Annotated in this window: 20 protein-coding genes and 1 riboswitch; of the genes, 9 read left to right on the top strand and 11 right to left on the bottom strand. The window is 68.4% G+C overall.

Going from position 1 to position 21,602, the window contains the following annotated elements:
- From tilS to dacB, 3 genes are all read right to left on the bottom strand, one after another.
- Entirely contained in the window at positions 1-1,047 is a 1,047-nt protein-coding gene (gene tilS, locus K8O92_10925; GenBank protein UAK35612.1) for a tRNA lysidine(34) synthetase TilS, read from the bottom strand.
- A 155-nt stretch (positions 1,048-1,202) separates the two neighbouring features.
- Positions 1,203-2,312, bottom strand: a complete 1,110-nt coding sequence (locus K8O92_10920) for a zinc-dependent metalloprotease (protein ID UAK34322.1) — start codon at positions 2,310-2,312, stop codon at positions 1,203-1,205.
- A gap of 13 nt (positions 2,313-2,325) precedes the next feature.
- Positions 2,326-3,765, bottom strand: coding sequence for a D-alanyl-D-alanine carboxypeptidase/D-alanyl-D-alanine-endopeptidase (dacB, locus tag K8O92_10915; GenBank protein UAK35611.1), 1,440 nt, complete (start codon positions 3,763-3,765; stop codon positions 2,326-2,328).
- 217 nt (positions 3,766-3,982) lie between these two features.
- Here dacB and K8O92_10910 point away from each other — a divergent pair, with 217 nt between their 5' ends.
- Positions 3,983-4,474: an inorganic diphosphatase gene (locus tag K8O92_10910; GenBank protein ID UAK34321.1), complete on the top strand. Its 492-nt coding sequence runs from the start codon at positions 3,983-3,985 to the stop codon at positions 4,472-4,474.
- Positions 4,475-4,610: 136 nt separating this feature from the next.
- Here K8O92_10910 and K8O92_10905 read toward each other — a convergent pair whose 3' ends face one another.
- Both K8O92_10905 and K8O92_10900 read right to left on the bottom strand, forming a co-directional pair.
- Complete coding sequence (locus K8O92_10905) at positions 4,611-4,853, bottom strand: hypothetical protein (GenBank protein ID UAK34320.1); 243 nt, start codon at positions 4,851-4,853, stop codon at positions 4,611-4,613.
- A 181-nt stretch (positions 4,854-5,034) separates the two neighbouring features.
- Positions 5,035-5,856 (bottom strand): crotonase/enoyl-CoA hydratase family protein, encoded by an 822-nt coding sequence (locus K8O92_10900; protein UAK34319.1) that lies wholly within the window; start codon positions 5,854-5,856, stop codon positions 5,035-5,037.
- 192 nt (positions 5,857-6,048) lie between these two features.
- On the opposite strand from K8O92_10900, the gene K8O92_10895 reads away from it, so the two are divergent.
- The 3 genes from K8O92_10895 (at position 6,049) to K8O92_10885 (ending at position 7,531) form a co-directional block, all read left to right on the top strand.
- Positions 6,049-6,369, top strand: a complete 321-nt coding sequence (locus tag K8O92_10895) for an OHCU decarboxylase (protein UAK34318.1) — start codon at positions 6,049-6,051, stop codon at positions 6,367-6,369.
- A 54-nt stretch (positions 6,370-6,423) separates the two neighbouring features.
- On the top strand, positions 6,424-6,900 hold the full coding sequence (locus K8O92_10890) for a YbaK/EbsC family protein (GenBank protein ID UAK34317.1): 477 nt from the start codon (positions 6,424-6,426) through the stop codon (positions 6,898-6,900).
- Between the two features lie 163 nt (positions 6,901-7,063).
- Complete coding sequence (locus K8O92_10885; GenBank protein ID UAK35610.1) at positions 7,064-7,531, top strand: flavin reductase family protein; 468 nt, start codon at positions 7,064-7,066, stop codon at positions 7,529-7,531.
- Positions 7,532-7,559: 28 nt separating this feature from the next.
- Here K8O92_10885 and K8O92_10880 read toward each other — a convergent pair whose 3' ends face one another.
- The gene (locus K8O92_10880) at positions 7,560-8,159 is read right to left on the bottom strand and encodes a Uma2 family endonuclease (GenBank protein UAK34316.1); all 600 of its coding nucleotides are present in this window, start codon (positions 8,157-8,159) and stop codon (positions 7,560-7,562) included.
- A gap of 73 nt (positions 8,160-8,232) precedes the next feature.
- Positions 8,233-9,552 (bottom strand): aminotransferase class V-fold PLP-dependent enzyme, encoded by a 1,320-nt coding sequence (locus tag K8O92_10875; protein ID UAK34315.1) that lies wholly within the window; start codon positions 9,550-9,552, stop codon positions 8,233-8,235.
- A gap of 47 nt (positions 9,553-9,599) precedes the next feature.
- Positions 9,600-9,713, bottom strand: a riboswitch (SAM riboswitch).
- 525 nt (positions 9,714-10,238) lie between these two features.
- Here K8O92_10875 and K8O92_10870 point away from each other — a divergent pair.
- Together K8O92_10870 and K8O92_10865 are read left to right on the top strand one after the other, a co-directional pair.
- Complete coding sequence (locus K8O92_10870; GenBank protein UAK34314.1) at positions 10,239-14,150, top strand: amino acid adenylation domain-containing protein; 3,912 nt, start codon at positions 10,239-10,241, stop codon at positions 14,148-14,150.
- Positions 14,150-15,496 (top strand): M1 family metallopeptidase, encoded by a 1,347-nt coding sequence (locus K8O92_10865; protein ID UAK34313.1) that lies wholly within the window; start codon positions 14,150-14,152, stop codon positions 15,494-15,496. Before K8O92_10870 ends, K8O92_10865 begins: the two co-directional genes overlap by 1 nt.
- Here K8O92_10865 and K8O92_10860 read toward each other — a convergent pair whose 3' ends face one another.
- Positions 15,497-15,682, bottom strand: a complete 186-nt coding sequence (locus tag K8O92_10860; protein ID UAK35609.1) for a hypothetical protein — start codon at positions 15,680-15,682, stop codon at positions 15,497-15,499.
- Between the two features lie 27 nt (positions 15,683-15,709).
- The gene (locus K8O92_10855) at positions 15,710-16,162 is read right to left on the bottom strand and encodes a DUF2752 domain-containing protein (protein ID UAK35608.1); all 453 of its coding nucleotides are present in this window, start codon (positions 16,160-16,162) and stop codon (positions 15,710-15,712) included.
- Positions 16,163-16,456: 294 nt separating this feature from the next.
- Between K8O92_10855 and K8O92_10850 the strand changes: the two genes are divergently transcribed.
- The 3 genes from K8O92_10850 (at position 16,457) to K8O92_10840 (ending at position 18,697) form a co-directional block, all read left to right on the top strand.
- Positions 16,457-17,509, top strand: a complete 1,053-nt coding sequence (locus K8O92_10850; GenBank protein UAK34312.1) for an alpha/beta hydrolase — start codon at positions 16,457-16,459, stop codon at positions 17,507-17,509.
- 191 nt (positions 17,510-17,700) lie between these two features.
- Entirely contained in the window at positions 17,701-18,156 is a 456-nt protein-coding gene (locus K8O92_10845) for a hypothetical protein (protein ID UAK34311.1), read from the top strand.
- 118 nt (positions 18,157-18,274) lie between these two features.
- Positions 18,275-18,697, top strand: coding sequence for a PPOX class F420-dependent oxidoreductase (locus K8O92_10840; GenBank protein ID UAK34310.1), 423 nt, complete (start codon positions 18,275-18,277; stop codon positions 18,695-18,697).
- Positions 18,698-18,735: 38 nt separating this feature from the next.
- Here the strand turns inward: K8O92_10840 and K8O92_10835 are convergent, their stop codons facing one another.
- On the bottom strand, positions 18,736-19,485 hold the full coding sequence (locus tag K8O92_10835; protein UAK34309.1) for a hypothetical protein: 750 nt from the start codon (positions 19,483-19,485) through the stop codon (positions 18,736-18,738).
- Positions 19,482-21,056, bottom strand: a complete 1,575-nt coding sequence (locus K8O92_10830; GenBank protein UAK35607.1) for an MFS transporter — start codon at positions 21,054-21,056, stop codon at positions 19,482-19,484. Before K8O92_10830 ends, K8O92_10835 begins: the two co-directional genes overlap by 4 nt.
- Positions 21,057-21,602 lie beyond the last annotated feature (546 nt).

The raw sequence follows: 21,602 nt of genomic DNA, 5'->3' as shown, positions 1-21,602 counted from the left end.
TCAGCTGGTGTCCCTTCCGTGGTGGTGAGCCCGTTGGGCCGGTTCGGTCTGCTTCATCGATCCGATGTCTTCCGCGCCCAGCCGCAGTGTCAGCCTGCCATGTTCGCGCCCGGCGACCAACCTGCTACCCGGCCTTCCTCCGCCGACCGCGACGCCGCCCTGCCCACGCCACGCTGTCACCAGGTCGTCGACCGCCTGTAAATGCTTCGTGGTCAGGGCTTTCGCCCCGTTGGCCAGCAACCATGACCGAATGGCCCGTTTGCGCAGGGCCGCGGGCGCAGTGGCGAGGGTCTCGATCACCAGCGTCTGCCCATCACTGGCGGTGTGCCGCAGTTCGGCGGCGAGCGCGTCCAGCACCGCGCCGTCCTCCCGCAACTGCTCGGCCGTGCGCGCGAGCGCCGGGGCGACCCCGCCGCCGAGAATTCGCTCCAACAGCGGCAATGCCTCGGTGCGCAGCCGGACCCTGGTGAACTCCGGCGAGAGGTTGTGCGGGTCCTCGTGTGGCGTCACGCCCAGGTCGGCGCAGACTTGCCGGGTGGTCTCCCGGCGCACTCCGAGCAGCGGCCGCCCCCAGGGCTCGCTACAGGGCGCCATCCCTTGGATCGAGCGCCCACCCGAGCCGCGCGCGAGCCCGAGCAGCACGGTTTCGGCCTGGTCGTCGAGCGTGTGCCCGAGCAGCACCGGCAGGCCCCCGCGCGCGGATTCCAGCGCCGCGTAGCGGGCTTGGCGCGCGGCGGCTTCCACCCCGCCCTCGGTGCCGACCTGGACCGCGAGCACACGCGCGGACCGGCAGCCCAGAGCGAGCGCCTGAGCCGCCGCCTCGGCGGCGACGGCCCCGGAACCGGGTTGCAGCCGGTGATCGACCACCAGCGCGTCGACCGCATGCGTCTCGACCACTGCGGCCGCCGTGAGGGCCAGCGAATCCGCGCCACCGGACAGCGCCACAGCGACTGCTTGCTCCTCGGTTTCTCGCGGCCCGAATCCGGTCAGCCAGTCCCGGACGGCTCGGCGGACGGCGAGCACGGCGGCGGTCTCCGGGAGGCGCAGAACGGTGCCGGGCTCAGGCGGACGCCCGACGCCGGATGACCCGGCCTCCGGCCCGGAACGCCCGTGTGTCCCTCTCGGCGCACGCCCCATGGGCGCAGCCTACCGACCGGACTCGCGCACCGCCGCACCGCCGGGCCCGAAGGCGGCGCGCTCGCTCAGGCCGGCACGCGCTCGATCCAGCGCTGCGGATGCTCGATCTCGTCGGGGCGGGGCAGCGTGTCGGCATCGGTCCACACGGTGTTGAACCGCGTCATCCCGACGGTGCCGACCACCTCGTCCACGAACTTCTTGCCGCGCACATACTGCGCGACCTTCGCGTCCACCCCGAGCAGGGCGCGCAGGATGCGTTGCACCGGGTTGGTCGGACGCCTGCGCCGCTGGTCGAACGCGGTGCGGATCTGCTCGACCGACGGGACGACGGCGGGGCCGACCGCGTCCATGACGTGATCGGCGTGGCCCTCGAGCAGAGTGCCGAGCATGAGCAGGCGGTCCAGCGCCTCGCGCTGCGGCGGCGCCTGGGTGGCGCGCAGCAGACCGATCACGCCGCGTGCGGCCGGGTCGTCGGAGGCGGTGCCGCGACGGCGGTCACGTACCTCGTCGACCAGGCGCGACAGCATATCGCCGAGCGGCTCGTCACCGACCTCGCCGAGCACCTCGACGTTGGCGCGCATGTAGTCGCCGAGCCAGGGCGCGGAGGAGAACTGCACGCGGTGGGTCACCTCGTGCAGGCAGACCCAGAGCCGGAAGTCGCTCGGTGACACGCCGAGCGCGCGCTCGACCGCGACGATGTTCGGCGCGACCAGCAGCAGGGTGCCGTCCGATCCCGTGAACGGGTCGTATTGGCCGAGGATGGCGGTGGACAGGAAGGCGAGCATCGCCCCCGCCTGCACACCGGCGGGTTTGCCCGCCAGCAGCTTGCGTTCGGCCCGCGTTTCACCGGTTCCGGTGAGCTGGGCCATCGAGTCGGCGGCGGCGGAAATCCATCCCGGCCGGTCGACGATCCTGGCCGCGGGCACCGGCCGGTCGTCCAGCAACCCGGTGACCTCACGCACGGGCCCCTCGGCTCGCACCGAGGCATCGGCGAGTTCGGTGACCACCTGCCGGGCCGAGTAGCGCGAGGTACGCGGACCCGCGGGTACCAGCGCGGAGCCAGTTCTCGCGGCCAAGCGCCAATCGACCACGCCGGACAGACCCGAACGGGCCTTGCCTCGGCCGACCGCGCCCGCGGAGCCGGACTCGGCTGTGTCGGAACCTTGCTGGGTCATACTCAACCACCCGTCACGAGCATCCACAGTTTCGCAGCGTGCCTGCGATCGCGTCCAACGCGGGCCTGCTCACCTCCGGCGGTCGATCGTTCGACATCAAAGCGAAGGTCAGCACCCGCCCATCGGCGTCCAGCACATACCCGACCAACGCGCTGGACACCGACAGAGTTCCGGTCTTGGCCCGCACCCAGCCCGCGGCCTGCCGGTCCCGGGTGACGTAGCGGCTGGTCAGCGAGCCCGTGGCGCCCGCAACCGGCAGGTGGTCGAGCATCGGCGCCAAGGTGGCCGCGATCCGGTCGTTCTCCGGCTTGGCCTTGGTACCGGCCGGTTGCACCGCCGTGGCGCCGGTGGGCTTGGCCGCGGTCGCCACGACCCGGTCGAGCAACCGCGCGGGAATCCGGTCGTCGACCGAAAGCCCACTGCTGTCGTGCATATCCAGGCCGGACAGATCGAAACCGGCCTTGCTCAGCGCCGCGCGCACCGCGGCGACGCCACCGTCGAAGGAAGCCGGGCCACCGGTGGCCGCGGCGATCTCCCGCCCGATCGCCTCGGCGAGCACGTTGTCGGAATAGACCATCGTGTCGCGCAGCCGGTCGCGCAGCGGCGCCGACTGCACAGAAGCGACCTCGGTCGCGCCTACGGGGGCGACGCCCGCCCGCACTCGCGCCGGGTCGAGCCCCAGATCGGCGGCGAGTCGCCGTCCGGCGTCCAGGGCGGGCGTCGGGGTGCGGGGCGAGTACTCCACAAGGGGCTGCAAGCGGCCGCCGTCGATCATCACCGGCTCGATAGGGGCGATGGAGCCCTCGGGGATGTCGATCGGGTCCCAGCCCTTCGCCATGGTCGGGCCGGTGTAAGCGGAGGTGTCGACGATGATCGTGTCCACCGGGCGGCCTGCGGACTTGATCTGGGCGACCAGGTCGGACAGACGCGGTCCGTTCGGGTAGTAGCCCTTGCCGTCCGGTTGCGCGGTGAGCGTCGGATCGCCGCCGCCGACCAGCACCAGTTCGTTCGGCGCGGAACCGGCGACCACCTTCGTGGTCACCCGATGCTCGGCGGGCAGCGTGAGCAGGGCGGCCGCGGTGGTGAGGATCTTCGCGGTGGACGACGGGATCATCGGGCGGTTCGCATCGCCACTCCACAGCACCATCGCGCTGTCGGCGTCGGTCACCTGGCCCGCGAACGCGCCGAGGTCCGGGTTGCCGATGACCGGCGCGAGCGCGGCCGCGACGCCCGCCGGACTCGGTGCGGAACCGGTGGGCCGGGCCGCGCCGACCTGTGGCGACGGTTCGACCGGAGCGGGCGGGGCGGCGATGGTCAACCCGCCGTGCCGGAACTCGTCGGTCCACGGCCGCACCGCGAGCAGTGCCACGACGGCGACGGCGAGCAGCACGACCAGCGTGGCCGAGATCCAGATCCATCTGTTGCGACGCCGCCGGGCAGCCAGCCCACCGATGTTCTCGTTGCCACCAAACACGTCGCCGCCGCTCTCCTGACCGATTCCCGCAGCAGCCGCCTGCCGCACCCATATCCCCGGGGACCACACTATCCTCGTTGCGCAACCGTTCCCCTGAACAACCTGGCGAGTCGGCGCACTCCGCAGCGGCCGAGTCGGCAGTCGCCGAAAAGAAGCCGAGTCGCCGGGCTCGGCACCGATGCACGAAGGAGATGGCGTGGAGTTCGACGTCACCATCGAGATTCCCAAGGGTTCTCGGAACAAGTACGAGGTCGATCACGAGACCGGCCGGGTCCGGCTCGACCGGTTCCTGTACACGTCCATGGTCTATCCCGCCGACTACGGCTACATCGAGAACACCCTCGGTGAAGACGGTGACCCGCTGGACGCGCTGGTCCTGCTGCCCGACTCGGTGTTCCCCGGCGTGATCGTGGAGGCCCGTCCGGTCGCGATGTACAAGATGACCGACGAGGCCGGCGGCGACGACAAGGTTCTGTGCGTACCGGCGGGCGACCCGCGCTGGGACCACATCCAGGATCTGAAGGACGTCCCGGAGTTCGAGCTGGCCGCGATCAAGCACTTCTTCGAGCGCTACAAGGACCTGGAGCCCGGCAAGTACGTCAAGGGCTCGGAGTGGGTCGGGCGCGCCGAGGCCGAGGCCGAGGTCGAGGCGTCCATCCAGCGCCTGAAGGACCAGGGCGGACACTGAAAGCCGCTACGGCACAAGCGAAGCGGGGAGTCCGGTAGGCCCGGACTCCCCGCTTCGCTCTGCGGGCCGCATCGAAGGCCCGAGAGGTGAAAAGGGACACCCGGATACCGGATGCCCCTTCTCGGTGACAGGTGGCTCAGTAGGAGATGTAAAGGTCCCAGCCGTCGTAGGTCTCGATGCACTCCCAGTAGTAGCCGCCGGTGCTCGGCGAGATACCGTCCGCCCGGCAGGCTTCGAAGGTCGCGTAGGTACCGATGTAGGTGCCGCTGTAGGCGACGTCCTGGTAAACCGGCGCGGCCGAGGCCGAAGCGGCCGTCGACACCCCGGCGACGGCAGCGGTGGCCAGCAGACCAGCGGCGAGGAAGGACCTGATACGCATTTCTTGTGCTCCTGAATGCGAGGCGAAATCTTTGACGTCCCAAACGATATGGACGTTCGGCGCCGCACACAGCCACCCCTAGGGTGAGGGCAGGGCAACCCTGAGGCGAATCACCTTGCCCACCCTTCCTACCCACCCTTGGTGCACGGCGCGCCCGACCCGCCGTCGGGCGCCGTGGGCATCACCGACCGCGGAACTCGGGCGGGCGCTTCTCGAAGACGGCCTTGATCGCCTCGGTGAGGTCCTCCGAGGGCAGGAACGCGGCATTCCACGCGGAGACGTAGCGCAGGCCCGCTGCGACCTCGTCCTTACGCCGCTGATCCAGCACGTCTTTGACACCCTGCACCACCAGCGGCGGGTTCGCGGCGATCTCGCGCGCGGTGGCGTGCGCGGCGTCCAACACCGACTCCTGGTCCGGGAAGACGTCGTTGACCAGGCCGATCTTCTCCGCGCGCGCGGCGTCGATGTCCTTGGCGGTGTAGGCGAGCTCACGCAGGTGTCCCTCGCCGATGATGCCGGGCAGCCGGTGCAGCGAGCCGATGTCCGCGACGATCGCGACCTTGGCCTCTCGCAGGCTGAATTTGGCGTCCGCGCTGGCATAGCGGATGTCGACCGCCGCGATCAGGTCCAGCCCGCCGCCTATGCACCAGCCGGACACGGCGGCGATCACCGGCTTGCGGCAGTCCGCCACCGCCGTGACCGAGGCCTGCATCTTGCGCAGTTCGGTCAGGAAGTCGGTGCGCGGCGCGGCCAGCGCCCGTTCGGCCAGCAGCGGACCGAACGTGCCGCTCATCGCGGGCAGGTCGAGGCCGTAAGAGAAATGCTTTCCCGAGCCGGTCAGCACGATCGCGCGCACCTCGAAATCGGCGTCGAGCGCTTGGAAGACCTCCGGCAACTCGCGCCAGAAGTCGGGGCCCATCGCATTGCCCTTGCCGGGGCCGGTCAGCGTCACCTGCGCGACGTGATCCTTGGTTTCGACGGTGAAAGCCTGCCAATCTGTCATTTGTACAGCGTATCGAGACTCGTCGCGGCCGGTATTCCGACCCGGGAAACGTCCCGGCGTGCGCGACTCGCAAAGGAAGTCGCGCGAGTGTAAAGGCTGTGCGAATTCGCAGTGATCTACTGGTTCCCGGTTCGGAGAAAAGCGGATCATGAGCAGGTCAGCAAACCTCATTCATCGGGTTCGGAGGACACTGTGCTGATGCATCGCGGAATCGGCCTCGACCGATTCAACCAAATGCCCCGCGGTCGCGCGGTTCACGCGCTGTATGAATGCTGTTGCAACGTGACGTGGGCGGCGACACTCGCCGACGCTCGCCCGTATCGGGACCGCGAGGCACTGCTGAGCAAGGCCGATGCCGAACTGCTCGCCCTGTCCCCGCGGGATGTCGACCGCGCCTTCGAAGCGGTTGCGCACGAAGCGGTCTCCTCGCGCGACGTGACCGAACTCGCGCGGATCACCGGCGAACGCATCGCCGGGATGCTCGGTCCCAGCGAGGGATACCCGGAATACTGAGCGGGCGGCGCGACTCGCCCGGCGTACGGTCCGCAATCGCTCTACCCTGGTGAGATGCGCAGGTCGTCATTGCCCCCGGTCGCCTGCCGGGTCGCGGACACCCTCATCTCACGGGGCCATCACGGTCTCATCGTCGCCCAGCCGGAACCGACGCACACCGCCGCGGATGCCGCGCGCGCACTCGGCGTCGATGTCGGGGCGATCACCAAATCACTGGTATTCCTGCTCGACGACGACCCGGTGCTGCTACTGGTTTCGGGCGCGCACCAGGTCGACTTGGCGAAGACCGGTGCGCGCCTGGAAGGGACACTGACCCGCGCCCCCGCCGATATGGTGCGCGAAGTGACCGGTCAGCCCATCGGCGGCGTCGCGCCGGTCGGCCACCCGACCAACCTTCCCACCTGGGTGGACAACGCGCTGGCCGCCCATCGAGAGATATGGGCCGCGGGCGGGCACCCGAACACCATTTTCCGCACCTCGTTCCCACAGTTGCTGCGGATCACCGCGGGTCTTCCGATCGACGTGGACTGACTCGGGCCCGGGCCGCGGAAATCATGCCGACGGCCACACACCCCCGCGCGGTTCGGGCGTCCGGGCGTAGTTTCGTCATGTGACCGACGCACCACGGCCGGAGACGGGACTACAGATTCCCGATGATCTGAGCGGCATCACCGCGGAGCAGTATCGCGCGTCCATGCGCCACTATCCGGCGGGCGTCACCGTCGTGACGCTGAACTCGCCGCAGGGGCCGGTCGGCTTCACCGCGACCTCCTTCGCCTCGCTGTCGCTGGATCCGCCGCTGGTCTCGTTCAACATCGCGCACACCTCCTCCAGCCTGTCCGCCATGCTGGACGCCGAGTCCGTCGTCATCCATTTCCTCGGCGAACACCAGCAGCACCTGGCCCACCGGTTCTCCCGCGCCGCCGAGGAGCGCTTCACCGACCGCGCACTGTGGACCACGTTGGACACCGGCGAACCGGTTCTGCACGGCACCCCCATCTGGCTGCGCGCCACCGTGCACCAGTTGATCCCCATCGGCGACCACACCTTCGTCGTCGGCTTGGTCACCCGCGTCCACGACAACACCGACGAGAAACCCGCCGCCTCGCCACTGCTGTACTACAACGGCCGCTACTACCGCCCCACCGCCCTGGGCGACTGACCGTAGATTCCGACTACGCCACCCGACCTCACGCCCCGTCCAAGGTGGCGAAGTCGACGTCCACGGGGAAAGGGTCGGTCAGCCGAAGCACGTCCTGGTGTGTTTCCGCCAAGCGGTAGCTGCGGCTGGCCCAGTCGAGCCGGTATTCTTGGATGATCTTGACCTTGCGATCCGCCGCCAAGTGCACGACCAAGTAGATAGGGATTCCCTCGTTCGCGTACTCGGCACACTTGTCGACGGTGTCGGTATATTCGGACCCTGGTGAGACAACTTCGACCACCAGCAGTACGTCCGCCGTCGTCAACTTGCGATCGCCATTGATACACCGGTGCAACGCCACGTCCGGGCGGCGAAAAGAGAAACCAGGGCTTCCCGGGCGGCTGCGCACGTAATGCATTTCGAAGTCGGTCACTACCCCGGTGCACGGCTCATCCGGGGCGGCCTGCTCCAACGCGTTGGCCAGTCGCCGCGCCACATTGTTGTGCTCGAAGGTCCCACTGCGGCAGATGATCACATGGCCGTCGACCACCTCGATCTGCCGCTGGATATCTTCGGGAAGCGCCGCGTAGCCCTCCTCTGTGATGAGGAGGGCCCCCGGATCGGTGGCCCAGACGGGCAGCGTGCTCATAAGTTCGCCTCAGCTCGGATTCGAATACGGCGATAGTATCCGGCGGCGCTGCCCTGATCGGGCGTACGCGGACTCAGCCGACCAAGCAGGGGGCAGCGCCGGCGGGAGCCGTGGAGGTGAAGGGGCGGGTTTCGGGGGTGGGATTCCACAGGCCGTTGGTGACGGTGTAGTCCCAGGTGGGGCCGGTGCGCACCAGGGTGTCCACGGCCTCGACGAGACGGTCGGCGTCGGCGGAGGTGGTGCCGAGGCCGATGCTGGCGCGCAGGGCGCCGGCCAGCCCGAGGCGGGTGAGCAGCGGATGGGCGCAGAAACGTCCGTCACGCACGCCGATGCCGTGCTCGGCGGAGAGATAGGCGGCCACGTGGCCGGGGGCGAAGTCGGCGAGTGTGAAGGCGACGATGCCGACGGAGTCGGGACTGTCGGTCCAGATGCGCAACAGCTGGACGCCGGGGATCGCGGCCAAGCCGTCGCGGAGGCGATCGGCGAGCCGATGCTCGTGCGCGGCAAGGGTTTCGGCGTCGATGGCACCGAGCGTGTCACAGGCGGCGGCCAGCGCGGCGGCGCCGAGCACGTTCGGCGAACCGGCTTCGTGCCGCTGCGGAGCAGGCGCCCACTCGGCCCCGTCGGTACGCACCTCGCGCACCGCCCCACCACCGGCCAGGTACGGCTGGGCCGCGTCGAGCCAATCCCGCTTGCCCACCAGCACACCCGCACCGAACGGCGCGTACAGCTTGTGTCCGGAGAACGCCAGATAGTCGATGCCGGTGTCGCGCAGGCTGATCCGCCGATGTGGCGCCAACTGCGCCGCGTCCACCAGGATGCGGGCGCCGCACTGGTGGGCGATGGTGGCCAGACGCTCCAGCGGAAGCACCTCACCGGTCACGTTCGAGGCGCCGGTCACCGCGAGCAAAGCCGCGGGCCTGCTGCACAGTTCGGCGACCAGCTTGCCGATCGTCTCCTCGACCGTGCCCGCCGCCTGCACGACGCGCCTTCCATTCCTGGTCCACGGCAGGAGGTTGGCGTGGTGCTCGATGTCGAGCACCACCGTGTCGCCGGGGACACAGGACGCGAGCAGGTTGAGCGAGTCCGTGGTGTTGCGGGTGAAGACGACCACCTGGTCGTCGGCGGTGTCGAGGAACCGGCAGACCGACCCGCGAGCGGCCTCGTAGCACTCGGTGGAGATCCGGGAGGCGTAGCCCGCACCGCGGTGCACGCTCGCGTAGAACGGAAGCAGCTGCTGCACACGCTCGCTGACCTGCGTCAAAGCGGGCGCACTCGCCGCGTAGTCGAAGTTGGCGTAGGTCGCCGTTCCGCCTTGCACCAACGGCACGCGCAGTTGGTCACCGGAGACCTGGGCGAGTGCGGCACAGGCGTTGTCGAGGGCAGTAGTCATCACGTGAATCCCGTCGGCTAAGGGACCCGCGATCAGATGAGTCGTCGAGTCCGCGCTTGCCGCGCCCGGTCGGGCGGCGGCCGGGTCGTCACCCGGAGCACCCCACCGCGGAGGAGGGTTGCCGGCCAGCAAGCCGGGGCTTTGCACTGGCACTCATGACCTGACCCGAGAGTGGCAGAAGCGCCCCGGCACTGTCAACCACATCCGACCCGAGTCCCCCACGAGCACCGCGTGGACCTAACCACCATGTGGGAGCCATTACAAGCACCCCCACGAAGACACGCGAGCCGCGCCTGCCTCGCGAAATCGTGGACCCCTCGGCGACAGACGACTGCCACCGCGCCCGGTGCCGCGATCCGCGACTCGACGTTCGGCACCACCGTGCGGGAGGCGACCGACCGCTTCGATGAGCGGAATCACACCCTCGGTTCAGCGATCTCGTGGCGAATGCACGAGACTGACCCGCCGACCAGCCGTTGCCCTGCGGAAAGCCGTAAATAGCGGGCTCACCTGCAACAACACCCGCAGCACCGGCCGCTCCCACGCGCCGTCCGGTGAACAACAAACGACGACAACCCCGGGTACCGTGGACAACTGGCCAGCATGGCGTTTGCCCTTTGGTAACCCAGCTATGACACAACAACAGGAAAGTGTGAGGCAGGTCGATGGGAGGTGCACAGAGCACCATGCTCGAGACAGAGCTCGACGCGCCGGCGCGTCCGTTGTCGCGCGGCGATCACGCGCCGGCGGCCAGGACGCTGGTCGACATCCTCACCGCGACGGCGCTCGCGCACCCCGATGCCCCCGCCATCGATGACGGCCGAGTCGTGCTGTCCTACCTGGAGCTGGTCGTCGAGATCGAGAAGGCCATGGCTCGCCTCGCCACGGCGGGCGTGCGGCCGGGCGACCGGGTCGGCGTGCGCATGCCCTCGGGCACCCGCGAGCTCTACGTCACCATTCTCGCCATCCTGTACTCCGGTGCCGCCTACGTGCCGGTCGACGCCGACGACCCGGACGAGCGCGCCCAACTGGTCTTCGGGGAGGCGCAGGTCACCGCGATCGTGACCGCGCAAGGCATCGAGACCACCGCCGCGGGCATCCGCGCGGCGGAGCGGCAGCGCGAGGAGACCTGGTCGACGCTGCCCGGCCCCGGCGACGACGCCTGGATCATCTTCACCTCCGGTTCCACCGGAACTCCGAAAGGCGTGGCGGTCACTCATCGCAACGCCGCCGCCTTCGTCGACGCCGAAGCGGACCTGTTCCTCCGCGACGCTCCGATCAGTCCCGGTGACCGGGTACTCGCGGGTCTGTCGGTCGCGTTCGACGCCTCCTGCGAGGAGATGTGGCTGGCCTGGCGCAACGGCGCCTGCCTGGTGCCCGCCCCACGCGATCTGGTGCGCACCGGAGCCGATCTCGGTCCCTGGCTGGTGCGGCGGGAGATCAGCGTGGTCTCGACCGTACCGACCCTGGCGGCGACCTGGCCGGTCGAGGCGCTGGAGGCGGTGCGCCTGCTCATCTTCGGCGGCGAGGCCGTGCCGCCGGAACTCGCCGAACGCCTTGCGGGCAACGGTGATTCGGCTCGCGAGGTATGGAACACCTACGGCCCCACGGAAGCGACGGTCGTCGCGTGCGCCGCGCGCTTGGACGGCCGGTGGCCGATCCGGATCGGACTGCCGCTCAACGGCTGGGATCTGGTCGTGGTGGATCCAGCGGGCAATCCGGTGGCCGAGGGCGAATCCGGTGAATTGGTGATCGGCGGAGTCGGTCTCGCGCGCTACCTCGACCCGGTCAAGGACGCCGAGAAGTACGCCCCGCTGAACTCCGTCGGCTGGGAGCGCGCCTACCGCAGCGGCGATCTGGTCCGCAACGACAGCGCTGGGCTGATCTTCCTCGGCCGCGCCGATGATCAGATCAAGCTGGGCGGTCGGCGCATCGAACTCGGCGAGATAGACAACGCTCTCCAGCACCTCCCGGGCGTCACGGGCGCCGCGGCGGCCATCCGAACCACGAAGGCGGGCAACAAGCTCCTGGTCGGCTATGTGACCGGGCCGGGGACGGACTTCGATGCCAAGGCCGCGCGAGCCGCCCTCGCCGGACAACTCCCGGCGCCGCTGGTGCCCAGGCTCGCGGTGGTCGACGAGCTGCCCACCCGCACCTCCGGCAAGGTCGACCGGGACGCGCTGCCCTGGCCGCTGCCCAATGCCGCCGAGGACGACGACGACAACGACCTGACCGGCACCGCCCAGTGGGTTGCCGGGCTGTGGGATTCCATCCTCGGCGCGGAGGTCGGCGATCTCGACGCGGACTTCTTCGATCTGGGCGGCGGCTCGCTCGCGGCGGCGCAACTGGTCACCGCGCTGCGCGAACGGTATCCGCAGATCACGGTCGCCGATGTCTACGACCATCCCCGCCTCGGCGCGCTGGCCGACCTGCTGGAGCAGACCACGCCCGCGGTGGCGGTCGCCGAGCGGACGGTGCGACCGACGCCACCGATGGCGCAAGCGGCGCAGGTGCTCGCCACCATCCCCCTCACCACCCTCACCGGGCTGCAGTGGCTCACCTGGCTGGCAATCGTCGGCAACATCGCGGCCTGGTCCGGCTCGCTGCCCTGGCTGCCCCAGCTGTCCTGGTGGTGGACGCTGGTCGCGTTCGCGCTGTTCATCTCCCCACCCGGCCGCATGGCCATCTGCGTGGCAGGCGCGCGCCTGCTGCTGCGTGGCATCCGCCCCGGCCGTTATCCGCGCGGCGGATCGGTGCACCTGCGCTTGTGGGCGGCCGTCCGCCTCTCCGCGGCCAGCGGCGCCGAGAACCTCTCCGGTGCGCCGTGGATGGTGCCGTTCGCTCGCGCGCTGGGTGCGAAGATCGGCAAGGGCGTCGACCTGCACAGTCTCCCGCCGGTGACCGGCATGCTCGAACTCGGCGACGGTTGCAGCGTGGAACCGGAGGTCGACCTGTCCGGTTACTGGATCGACGGCGACGTGGTGCATCTCGGTCCGATCGCCATCGGCCCCGGCGCGGTGGTCGGCTCGCGCTCGATCTTGTTGCCGGGCACGAAGATCGGCAGGAACGCGGAGGTGGCGCCCGGCTCCGCGGTATCGGGCAAGGTGAAGGCCGACCAGGAGTGGGCCGGTTCGCCCGCGGTGAAGGTCGGCAAGGCCCAGCACCGCTGGCCGTCGCACCGGCCCGACCGAGCCCGGCACTGGGTCGGCGTCTTCGGCATCACCTCGATGGCCTTGGCCGCCATGCCGATTCTCGGTATCGGCGCGGGTGGCGTGTTCATCGCGTGGTTCGTTCGGGACACCCGCACGCTCGCCGACGGCGTCGCGCGGGCGTTCACCGTCCTGCCCCTCGCGACCCTGCTCAGCCTGGGCGTGTACGCCGCGGCGACCATCGTCGCGGTCCGGCTGCTGAGCATCGGTCTCACCGAGGGCTACCACCCGGTGCGCAGCCGCGTCGGCTGGCAGGCCTGGGCCACCGAGCGGCTGCTGGATTCCGCGCGCACCTTCCTGTTCCCGCTGTACGCCGGCCTGCTCACGCCGCTGTGGCTGCGCTCGCTCGGGGCGAAGGTGGGCAAGAGCGTCGAGGCGTCCACGGTACTGCTGCTGCCCAAGTTCACCACCGTCGCCGACGGGGCGTTCCTGGCCGACGACACCATGATCGCCGGGTACGAACTCGGCGGCGGCTGGCTGCGCATCGGTGAGGCGAAGGTCGGCAAGCGCGGTTTCCTCGGCAACTCCGGGATGACCGCGCCCGGCCGCCGGGTGCCGAAGAACGGCCTGGTCGCGGTGCTGTCGGCGGCGCCGTCCAAGGCGAAGGCCGGCTCGTCCTGGCTGGGCAGCCCGCCGGTGCGGTTGCGCCGCGCCGCGGAGAGCGCCGACACCGCGCGGACCTTCGACCCGCCGGTACGCCTGCGCGTCGCCAGGGGCCTCGTCGAAACCTGCCGCTTGTTCCCTGTCCTGGTGACCTTCGCGATCGGCCTCGGCGTGCTGTTCACCCTGGCCTGGCTCGCGCGAACTTTCGGCCACCTCACCGCCGGGCTGCTCAGCGGGCTGGTGCTGCTGGCAGCGGGCGCCGTCGCCGGAGCGAGCGCGGTGGCCGCCAAATGGTTGCTGGTGGGACGAATCCGCAGCGAGGAGCATCCGCTGTGGAGCTCGTTCGTCTGGCGTAACGAGGTCTCCGACACGTTCGTGGAAACGGTTGCCGCACCGTGGTTCGCGCGCGCGGCGACCGGGACGCCCGTCCTGAACCTCTGGCTTCGCGGCCTCGGCGCCCGCATCGGCCGCGGGGTATGGTGCGAGTCCTACTGGCTACCGGAGGCGGATCTGGTGACTCTCGGCGACGGCGCGACCGTGGAACGCGGCTGTGTGGTGCAGACCCACCTGTTCCACGACCGGATCATGGCCATGGACACCGTCACCCTCGGTGCGGGCGCCACCCTCGGACCGCACTGCGTGGCGTTGCCCGCCTCCGCGATCGGCGACGGCGCGACCGTCGGCCCGGCCTCTCTGGTCATGCGCGGTGACGCGGTGCCCGCCTCGACGCGCTGGTGGGGCAACCCGATCGCGCCCTGGTTCACGGGCGACCCCGGGGCGAGCTGATGGCGGGCAAGTTCTACGAAGCCCCCATCGACGAGTACCTACCGCAGAACGGCAACCGGGGGTATCGGGTGTCCCGATACGAACTCGATCTGGCCTACCGGGTGGCCGTCAACCGGCTCACCGCGCGCGCCGCGATCACCGCGGTGACCACCGAGGCGCGGCCCCGGTTCGCCCTCGATCTCGCTCAGGGGCTGAGCGTCTCGAAGGTGTTCGTCAACGGGGTCAAAGCCGCGAAATTCGCCCACCAGCACGGCAAACTGGTGGTCACGCCGCAACAGCGGATCCCCGCGGGCGGCGTGCTCGCGCTGGTGGTGCAGTACGGCGGCACCCCGAGACCGGTGCGCGGGCCGTGGGGCGAAGTCGGCTGGGAGGAGCTCACCGAAGGCGCGCTCGTGGCCAGCCAGCCCAACGGCGCTGCGTCCTGGTTCCCGTGCGACGACCACCCGAGTTCCAAAGCGACCTACCGGATCTCGATCACCACCGATTCGCCGTACTACGCGGTGGCGAACGGGACTTTGCTGCGCAAGCAGACCAAGTCCAGTCAGACCACGTGGGTGTACGAGCAGCCCGAACCGATGTCGAGCTACTTGGCCACCGTCCAGATCGGTCACTATCGCAAGCACCGCATCGGCTCCTCGCACTCCCCGGTACCGATGCAGGCCGTCCTCCCGTCGCGACTGCGCACCGCTTTCGACTACGATTTCGCGCGTCAGCCGATGATGCTGGAAGTCTTCAGCGAGAAATTCGGCCCGTACCCGTTCGAGGACTACACCGTGGTCGTCACCGACGACGAGCTGGAGATTCCGATCGAGGCGCAGGGCATCTCGATCTTCGGAGCCAACCACTGCGACGGCCGCCGCGGCGCCGAACGGCTGGTCGCGCACGAACTGGCCCACCAGTGGTTCGGCAACAGCCTGACCATCCGGCAGTGGCGTGACATCTGGCTGCACGAGGGCTTCGCCTGTTACGCGGAATGGATCTGGTCGGAGGCCGCGGGCGGGCCAACCGCCGATCAGCTGGCCCGCGCGGCACGGCACAATCTTTCCCGCGAGCCGCAGGACATCGTCATCGGCGATCCGGGACCGCAGCGCATGTTCGACGATCGCGTCTACAAACGGGGCGCGCTCACCCTGCACGCCCTGCGCTTGGAACTGGGCGACTCGACGTTCTTCGACTTACTGCGCGAGTGGACCATTCGCTACCGCCACTCGTCGGTGACCACCGAGGAATTCACCGATCTGGCGGGGCACTACAGCCTGGTGCCGCTGCGTCCCCTGTGGGACAGCTGGTTGCTCGCCGAGCGGCTGCCGCAGTTACCGCCCTATGGCGGCGCGTCGACGGCCTGATCAGAACACGAGATAACGTGTGGCGAGTTCTTCGACGAGCGGATCGTCCTCCGAGACGTTGGCCAGCGCGTCCAGATCGGTTTCCACGGCGATCTGGCGGGGGTCGTCGTGCTCGGTGTCCCGCGGATCTTCGACGAGCTGGCGCAGCAACTTCTGCCGCACCCGGGTCTTCAGCGAATCGTTCATACCTCGGGGTGCCCGCATACCGGCTTGTTACACCGGTGTGAACAGGGTTCCCCACGGCGTATTGCGCACCACGGTGTAGATCGCGAGCAATGCGAAGAAGGTCCACATGGTGGTCTTGCTGATCGAGGGCAGCCGCATCTTCTGGCCACGCCAAGCCCGGACGGTCCAGTCCGTCACCCACACAGCGAACGCGAGAATCAGCGGAATCGCGAGCAAGTTGCTGTGCAGGGCGTCGAGAACCTGCCCGTCGGTGAGATTGTGCACCGCGCGCATCCCCCCGCAACCCGGGCAGTACCAGCCGGTCAGCGCGTATACCGGGCAGGTGCCATAGGAGCCTTCGACGTGGGGATCACGCAGGTGCAGCAGCACGCCGACACCCACCCCGACGCCCGCCACGAGCAGGGGAACAGCCGCCCCGCGCCACCCGGTCCTCGGCTCGGTTCCCGGGTCCGCCGCGGGGCCGGAGGAAGTATGCGCGATGTCCACGAACTCAACCGTAACCGGGCGGTGAGCGGGGACGCCACAGCAGCGCGGCGCTACTTCGGCTGCGCGAACCGCAGCACGTTGCCGGACGGGTCGGCCAACTCGAACCCCGGCCCGCCCGGCCCGAAACGCTCGGTTCATCGCGGGCGATGTTTGGGTAGGAATGATCTTTAGCCCGACCGAATCCGGGGTACTCCCTGGTACAAGCCAGGACATCCCGTCATACAGCGCTAGCACTAGCAAGCACTCTGCTTGCACTGTACGGTGACGGTGGACACAAAGGAGTGCTCGATGCTGGTGAAGTCGATGAGGACGCTGGCGGACGCGTACGACGGTGCGCTGACCGCCGACTACCGTGCCGGACTGCGGTCCCGCACCTTCCGGACGGCGTCGTTGAACGCCCCCACCGCCCGCCACGCGGTTATCCCGGTCACCACCAAGGACGGCGCTCGCCTGCGCGTACACGCCTACGGTCCGGCCGACGGCGATGTCATCGTCCTCATCCACGGCTGGAGTTGCAGTATCGAGTACTGGAACCCGCAGATCAACGCGTTCGCCGACCGATACCGCGTGGTCTGCTACGACCAGCGCGGCCACGGCGCCAGTGAGCTCGGCAAGGCCGCCCCCAGCAAAGAGTCGCTGGCCGACGATCTGTCGGCCATTCTGGACGCCACCCTCCGGCCCGGGCAGCGCGCCGTGCTGGTCGGCCACAGCATGGGCGGAATAACCATTCAGGCCTGGGCCGCTCGCCATACGGAACAGGTCCGTAAGCAGGCCGCCGCCGCCGTCCTGTTGAACAGCTCCTCGGGCAACATCCGCTACGACACCGACTTGCTTCCGCTGCTGAACAAGCCGCTCACCCTGGCGGATCGGCCGATCACCGTGCTCGGGGCCACCGTGCGGATGCCGATGATCGTCGCGGAGACGCTGCTCACCGCGCCGGTCCCGTTACCGGGCGGTTGGCCGGCCAGCGCGCTGCTCAAGGCGCGCGTGATGACCCCGCACGCGACCGCGGATCAGGTGGAATTCGCGCTGGGCATCGTGCGGTCGTGCCGACCGCTCACCCGCGGCAGGCATGCCGCCGCGCTCGCCGACATGGATCTCGCCGAAGCCGCCGCGTCCCTCACCGTGCCCACCACGGTGATCGCGGGCGCGCACGACCGCTTGCTGCCCGAACGCATGTCGCGCCGCATCGCCGACGCGCTCGCCGAGACCGGCCACCTGGCCGCGTACCACGTGTGGCCCACCGGCCACCTCGGCAATATCGAAGCCGCCGACCGCTTCAACGCGGAATTGGCGGCCATCGCCGAGCGCGCCCACCTGCGCTCCGCAGTCGCCGGCTGACCCCGGAGACCGTTCTCCTGGGCCGGTCAACGGCGCCCGGTCCAGGACAACGGTCCGCAACGCCGCCGCCACCGGGAGATTCGAGCGCTTTCAGTTCGAATAACACTCCCTCAACCCGCCTGCCGTTAACATGCAGCCAGTCCCTGTCGACACAGCAGACAGACAGTTCGGTTCCGGCGAAGGGAGCATCGGTGAAAGTCCGGCACGGCCTAGCAGTCCTGGCTCTGGCCATCGGCGCAGTCGCGGTGACCACCCCGGCGGCCTCCGCCCTCCCCCGTGGCGTCCCAGCGGCACGAACGCTCTGCGGCGGCGGCGGTGCCGGTATCGGCATGATCACGGCCCACTACGACCCCGACCGCAACTCCTCCGGTACTCCCACGCTCTGGATCCGTCCGGAGTTCGTCTTCACGCCCGACCGGCCCGGCGGCGCCTGCGGCGTAGAGGTCACGGTGTCGTGGCAGAACTCCGACACCGGCGTGCTGGGCACCCTTCCCACGTTCTGGGTCGCCGACGACACACCGACCAAAGAGAACGTCGCCGGTGCGTGGGTGCCGCTCGGCCTCCCCTCCGGCCTCGGCCGGGTGGAAGTACTGATCGCGACCAACTTGCCACACGTTCCGGGAAAGGGAGTGTTCGTCGTCACGTAGCAGGGACGGCAGCCGTAGCTCGACGATTTCGCCCGATGGGCATGTGCCGGACGGCGTACGAGCGGAGAGCGGAAACCGGTGCGGGAATGAAAGCGCGGCGCCAGCCGTAGAACGACATATGAAACTCGACGACGAGGCTCGCGCACTCATCGGGCCCGGTGCCGACGCCACGCTGGTCACGATCAATCCGGACGGCAGCCCACAGGTATCGGTCGTCTGGGTGGCATTGCAGTCGACACCGGACGGCGACGAGCTCGTCACCGCCCACTTGGGCGTCTACCAGAAAATCCGCAACGTCCGCCGTGACCCGCGCGTCGCGGTGACCATCCTCTCCCCGGAACGGGGCGAGGTGATGCGCCCGTATCTGTCGATCATCGGCACCGCGCGCGTCGTGGAGGGCGGCGCACCGGAGTTGCTGAAAGAACTCGCCAAGACCTTGGCCAGTCCGAACGTCACATTTCCGCCCGCGGACGCCCCGCCCGGTTACCTCACCCGTATTCGGATCGAGAAAGTTGGCGGCATCGGTCCCTGGGCTTCCTGAGCTGCGTTCCCGCCGAGTCGCTCCGGCCGAGTCCGACCTCAGCCGGAGCGGCGACGCGCCTTCAGTCTCCGAACCCATTGCGCGATAGCCGCCACCGCCGAGAACATCGCCGTCGCGCCTGCCAGTAGCGCGTCACCGGTGAGCTTCGCGGTGGAGAACTCGACCTTTCGCAGCCCTGGTAGCGGGTATTGCCCGTTGCCCGAAGCCCATCGGATCACGAAGCCGGCCTGCGTCCCGAGGTCGGTGGGAGGGCCGGACCCGATCATGGAGCGCAGTTCCGGCCCCTTTCCGTTGAGATAGACCAGGGTGAAAGCGACGAAAAGCGCCACCGCCACCGCGGAACCCGTCGTCAAACGAGCCAGCGTTTCGGTGCGGGCCCAGAGATTCGCCAACGCGGCGAGCACGGTGAGGAAGATCGCGATGGTGGCGAGAATCGCCCACTTGCCACTGAGATTGGAGTGGGCGGGCGGCTTCTGCGACCAAAGACCCACGAGCGTAGTGCTGATATGGGTTTGGCCGAAGGCATTGCTCCAGATCGTGCCGTCGGGTCCGCCTGTGGTCAGCCACGGCTTGAACAACAGGGTGAAGGTGATGAGGCAGCCCACCGCGGCCAACAGATAACCCGAGTTGTCTCGGAGCAGAGTGACGAGCGGTCGGACCCGCGCCCGCAGTTTCTCCGCGTCGACCCGCCGCTTTCGGCCGCCACCCGTTGCGCGAATCGGTGAGCCTGCCTGCCGGTTCTGATTCTTGCTTGCCCCCCACGGAGTCGGCTGCACCATATCCGTCATTCCCTGCTCAGTGAATCGATAGATGATGAACCGTCAGATATCGGCTCGTTGGATGCTGAAGGTTTACCGATCGTTGCCGGTTCCTGATGGCCCTTCATGTCGGGGGCTTGCGAGCTGTCGCCGCTCACCTCGTCGGGGGCTACGCCGAAAGCCGTTTTCGATGGTTGAGCTATCGACAGTGGATCTGCGATGTCCTCCAAGGACCGGCCTTCGGCGTTCACTCCGAAGAACCAGGCGACCAGGCCACCGAAGATCATGAATCCGGCGCCGATGAGGTAACCGACCGTGAGCGGAAACCGGTCGGGACTCGGGTTCTCGGCGCCGCCCACCAGGTGGCCGAAGAGGAACGGGGCGATGACCCCACCCACGCCCTGCGAGATGGCGAAGAAGAACGAGATGGCTTGACCACGCAGTTCCAGCGGGAAGATCTCGCTGACCGTGAGATAAGCGGAGGACGCCCCCGCCGAAGCGAAGAAGAAGATGACACACCAGAAGATGGTTTGCGTGGTTGCGTCGAGAATACCCGCGTTGAACGCCCAAGCGGAGATGAAGAGCAGAAAACCGGACCCCACATAGGTCGCGCAGATCATCTTTCTGCGGCCGATGCTGTCGAAGAGCGGGCCGAGCACCAGAGGGCCGATCAGATTGCCGACCGCGAAGGGGAAGAAATAATAACCCGTATGGTGGGCCGGCACATTGTAGAAGTTGATCAGCACCAATCCGACGGTAAAGAAGATCGCATTGTACAGAAACGCCTGTGTGGCCATCATCGTGAAGCCGAGGAAGGAACGGGAAGGATATTTTCCGAAGAAGATCCGACCCATCTGCACATAGGAGAGCCGACCCGCGTCCACGACGTCCAAGGCTTTGCTCTCGTCGACCGGAGGAAGTTCGATTCCTCGACTCCGAACCTGCGCTTCGATCTCGTCGACGGTCCGCTCGGCTTCCTCGGCCCGTCCATGAGTGAGCAGCCAGCGCGGGCTCTCCGGGATGTGCCTGCGCAGGAAGATGATGATCAGCCCGAGGACGGGCCCGATGAAGAAACCGATGCGCCATCCCCAGCCGGTCGGGATGAAACGTTCGTTGAACAGGACCAGGCTGGCCGCCGCTCCCAGAGCCGCTCCGCCCCAATAGGTGCCGTTGATCGCGATGTCGACCCGGCCGCGATACTTGGACGGCATGATCTCGTCGATCGCCGAATTGATCGCCGTGTATTCTCCACCGATTCCCATACCCGCGATGAACCGGAAGAAGTACAGCGACCACGCATTCCACGAGAACCCGGCCAATCCACTGCCGAGGAGATAGATGGCCAAGGTCAGGATGAACAGTTTCTTGCGGCCGAGCCGGTCGGTGAGGCGGCCGAACACGAGTGCGCCGACGACTTGACCGGCCAGGTACCATGACGCCATCGCGCCGACCTGACCGGAGGTCAGATGCAGCGCATCCGCGTCCTGTAGCGGTCCGCCCATGCTGCTGACGATCTGGATTTCGATCCCGTCCAGAATCCAGGAGACGCCCAGACCGACGACGATGAGCCAGTGAAACCTGGTCCACGGAAGCCGGTCCATCCGGGCGGGAACCAGACTTCGAACTACCTTGGTTTGCGTTTCCAACATTTGATGATCACCTCGACTCGAGAATTAGCCAGTCCGTCCATGCCCCTGCGTGAGGGTGGCGGGATCAGTCGATATTCACCGCCTCTTCTCGACATCGGCGAGATCTCGGCTCGGACGGGCCTGGCAGCACGCGAAGCCGATGGGTGCGACTCGTCTTGCACGAGCTCATGCCCCGGGCCGGCCTGGCTCGTGCAGGGCGCACAAACTCCCCCCTTCGGCGTCCGGAGCGTGGCGCCGGGCGACGGTGGCCATCCGGGCGCGGAGGCGTCGCGCGTGTGCGTCTCCCCATCTGGACTGACGTCCCTCCTCACCGCCCTGAGCGGAACATGGTTACGCCCGGGTTACGCGAATATTGGTTCGCTATGAATTGTGCCACTATTCGACGGCTCACTAAACACATGTGGCCGTTCCCATTTCGGCCAAGTGGCGTTCCAGCAGGTGACGGCTCTGTGACACGGCCGCGCGGATCTACTTGTGCCCCACAAGGAGCCCCCGATC

Origin of the sequence: Nocardia asteroides, assembly GCA_019930625.1 — a bacterium.
GTDB classification, from domain to species: Bacteria; Actinomycetota; Actinomycetes; order Mycobacteriales; family Mycobacteriaceae; genus Nocardia; species Nocardia sputi.
Note: the sequence above shows the minus strand (reverse complement) of the source record. Positions and strands in the feature narration are given on the sequence as shown.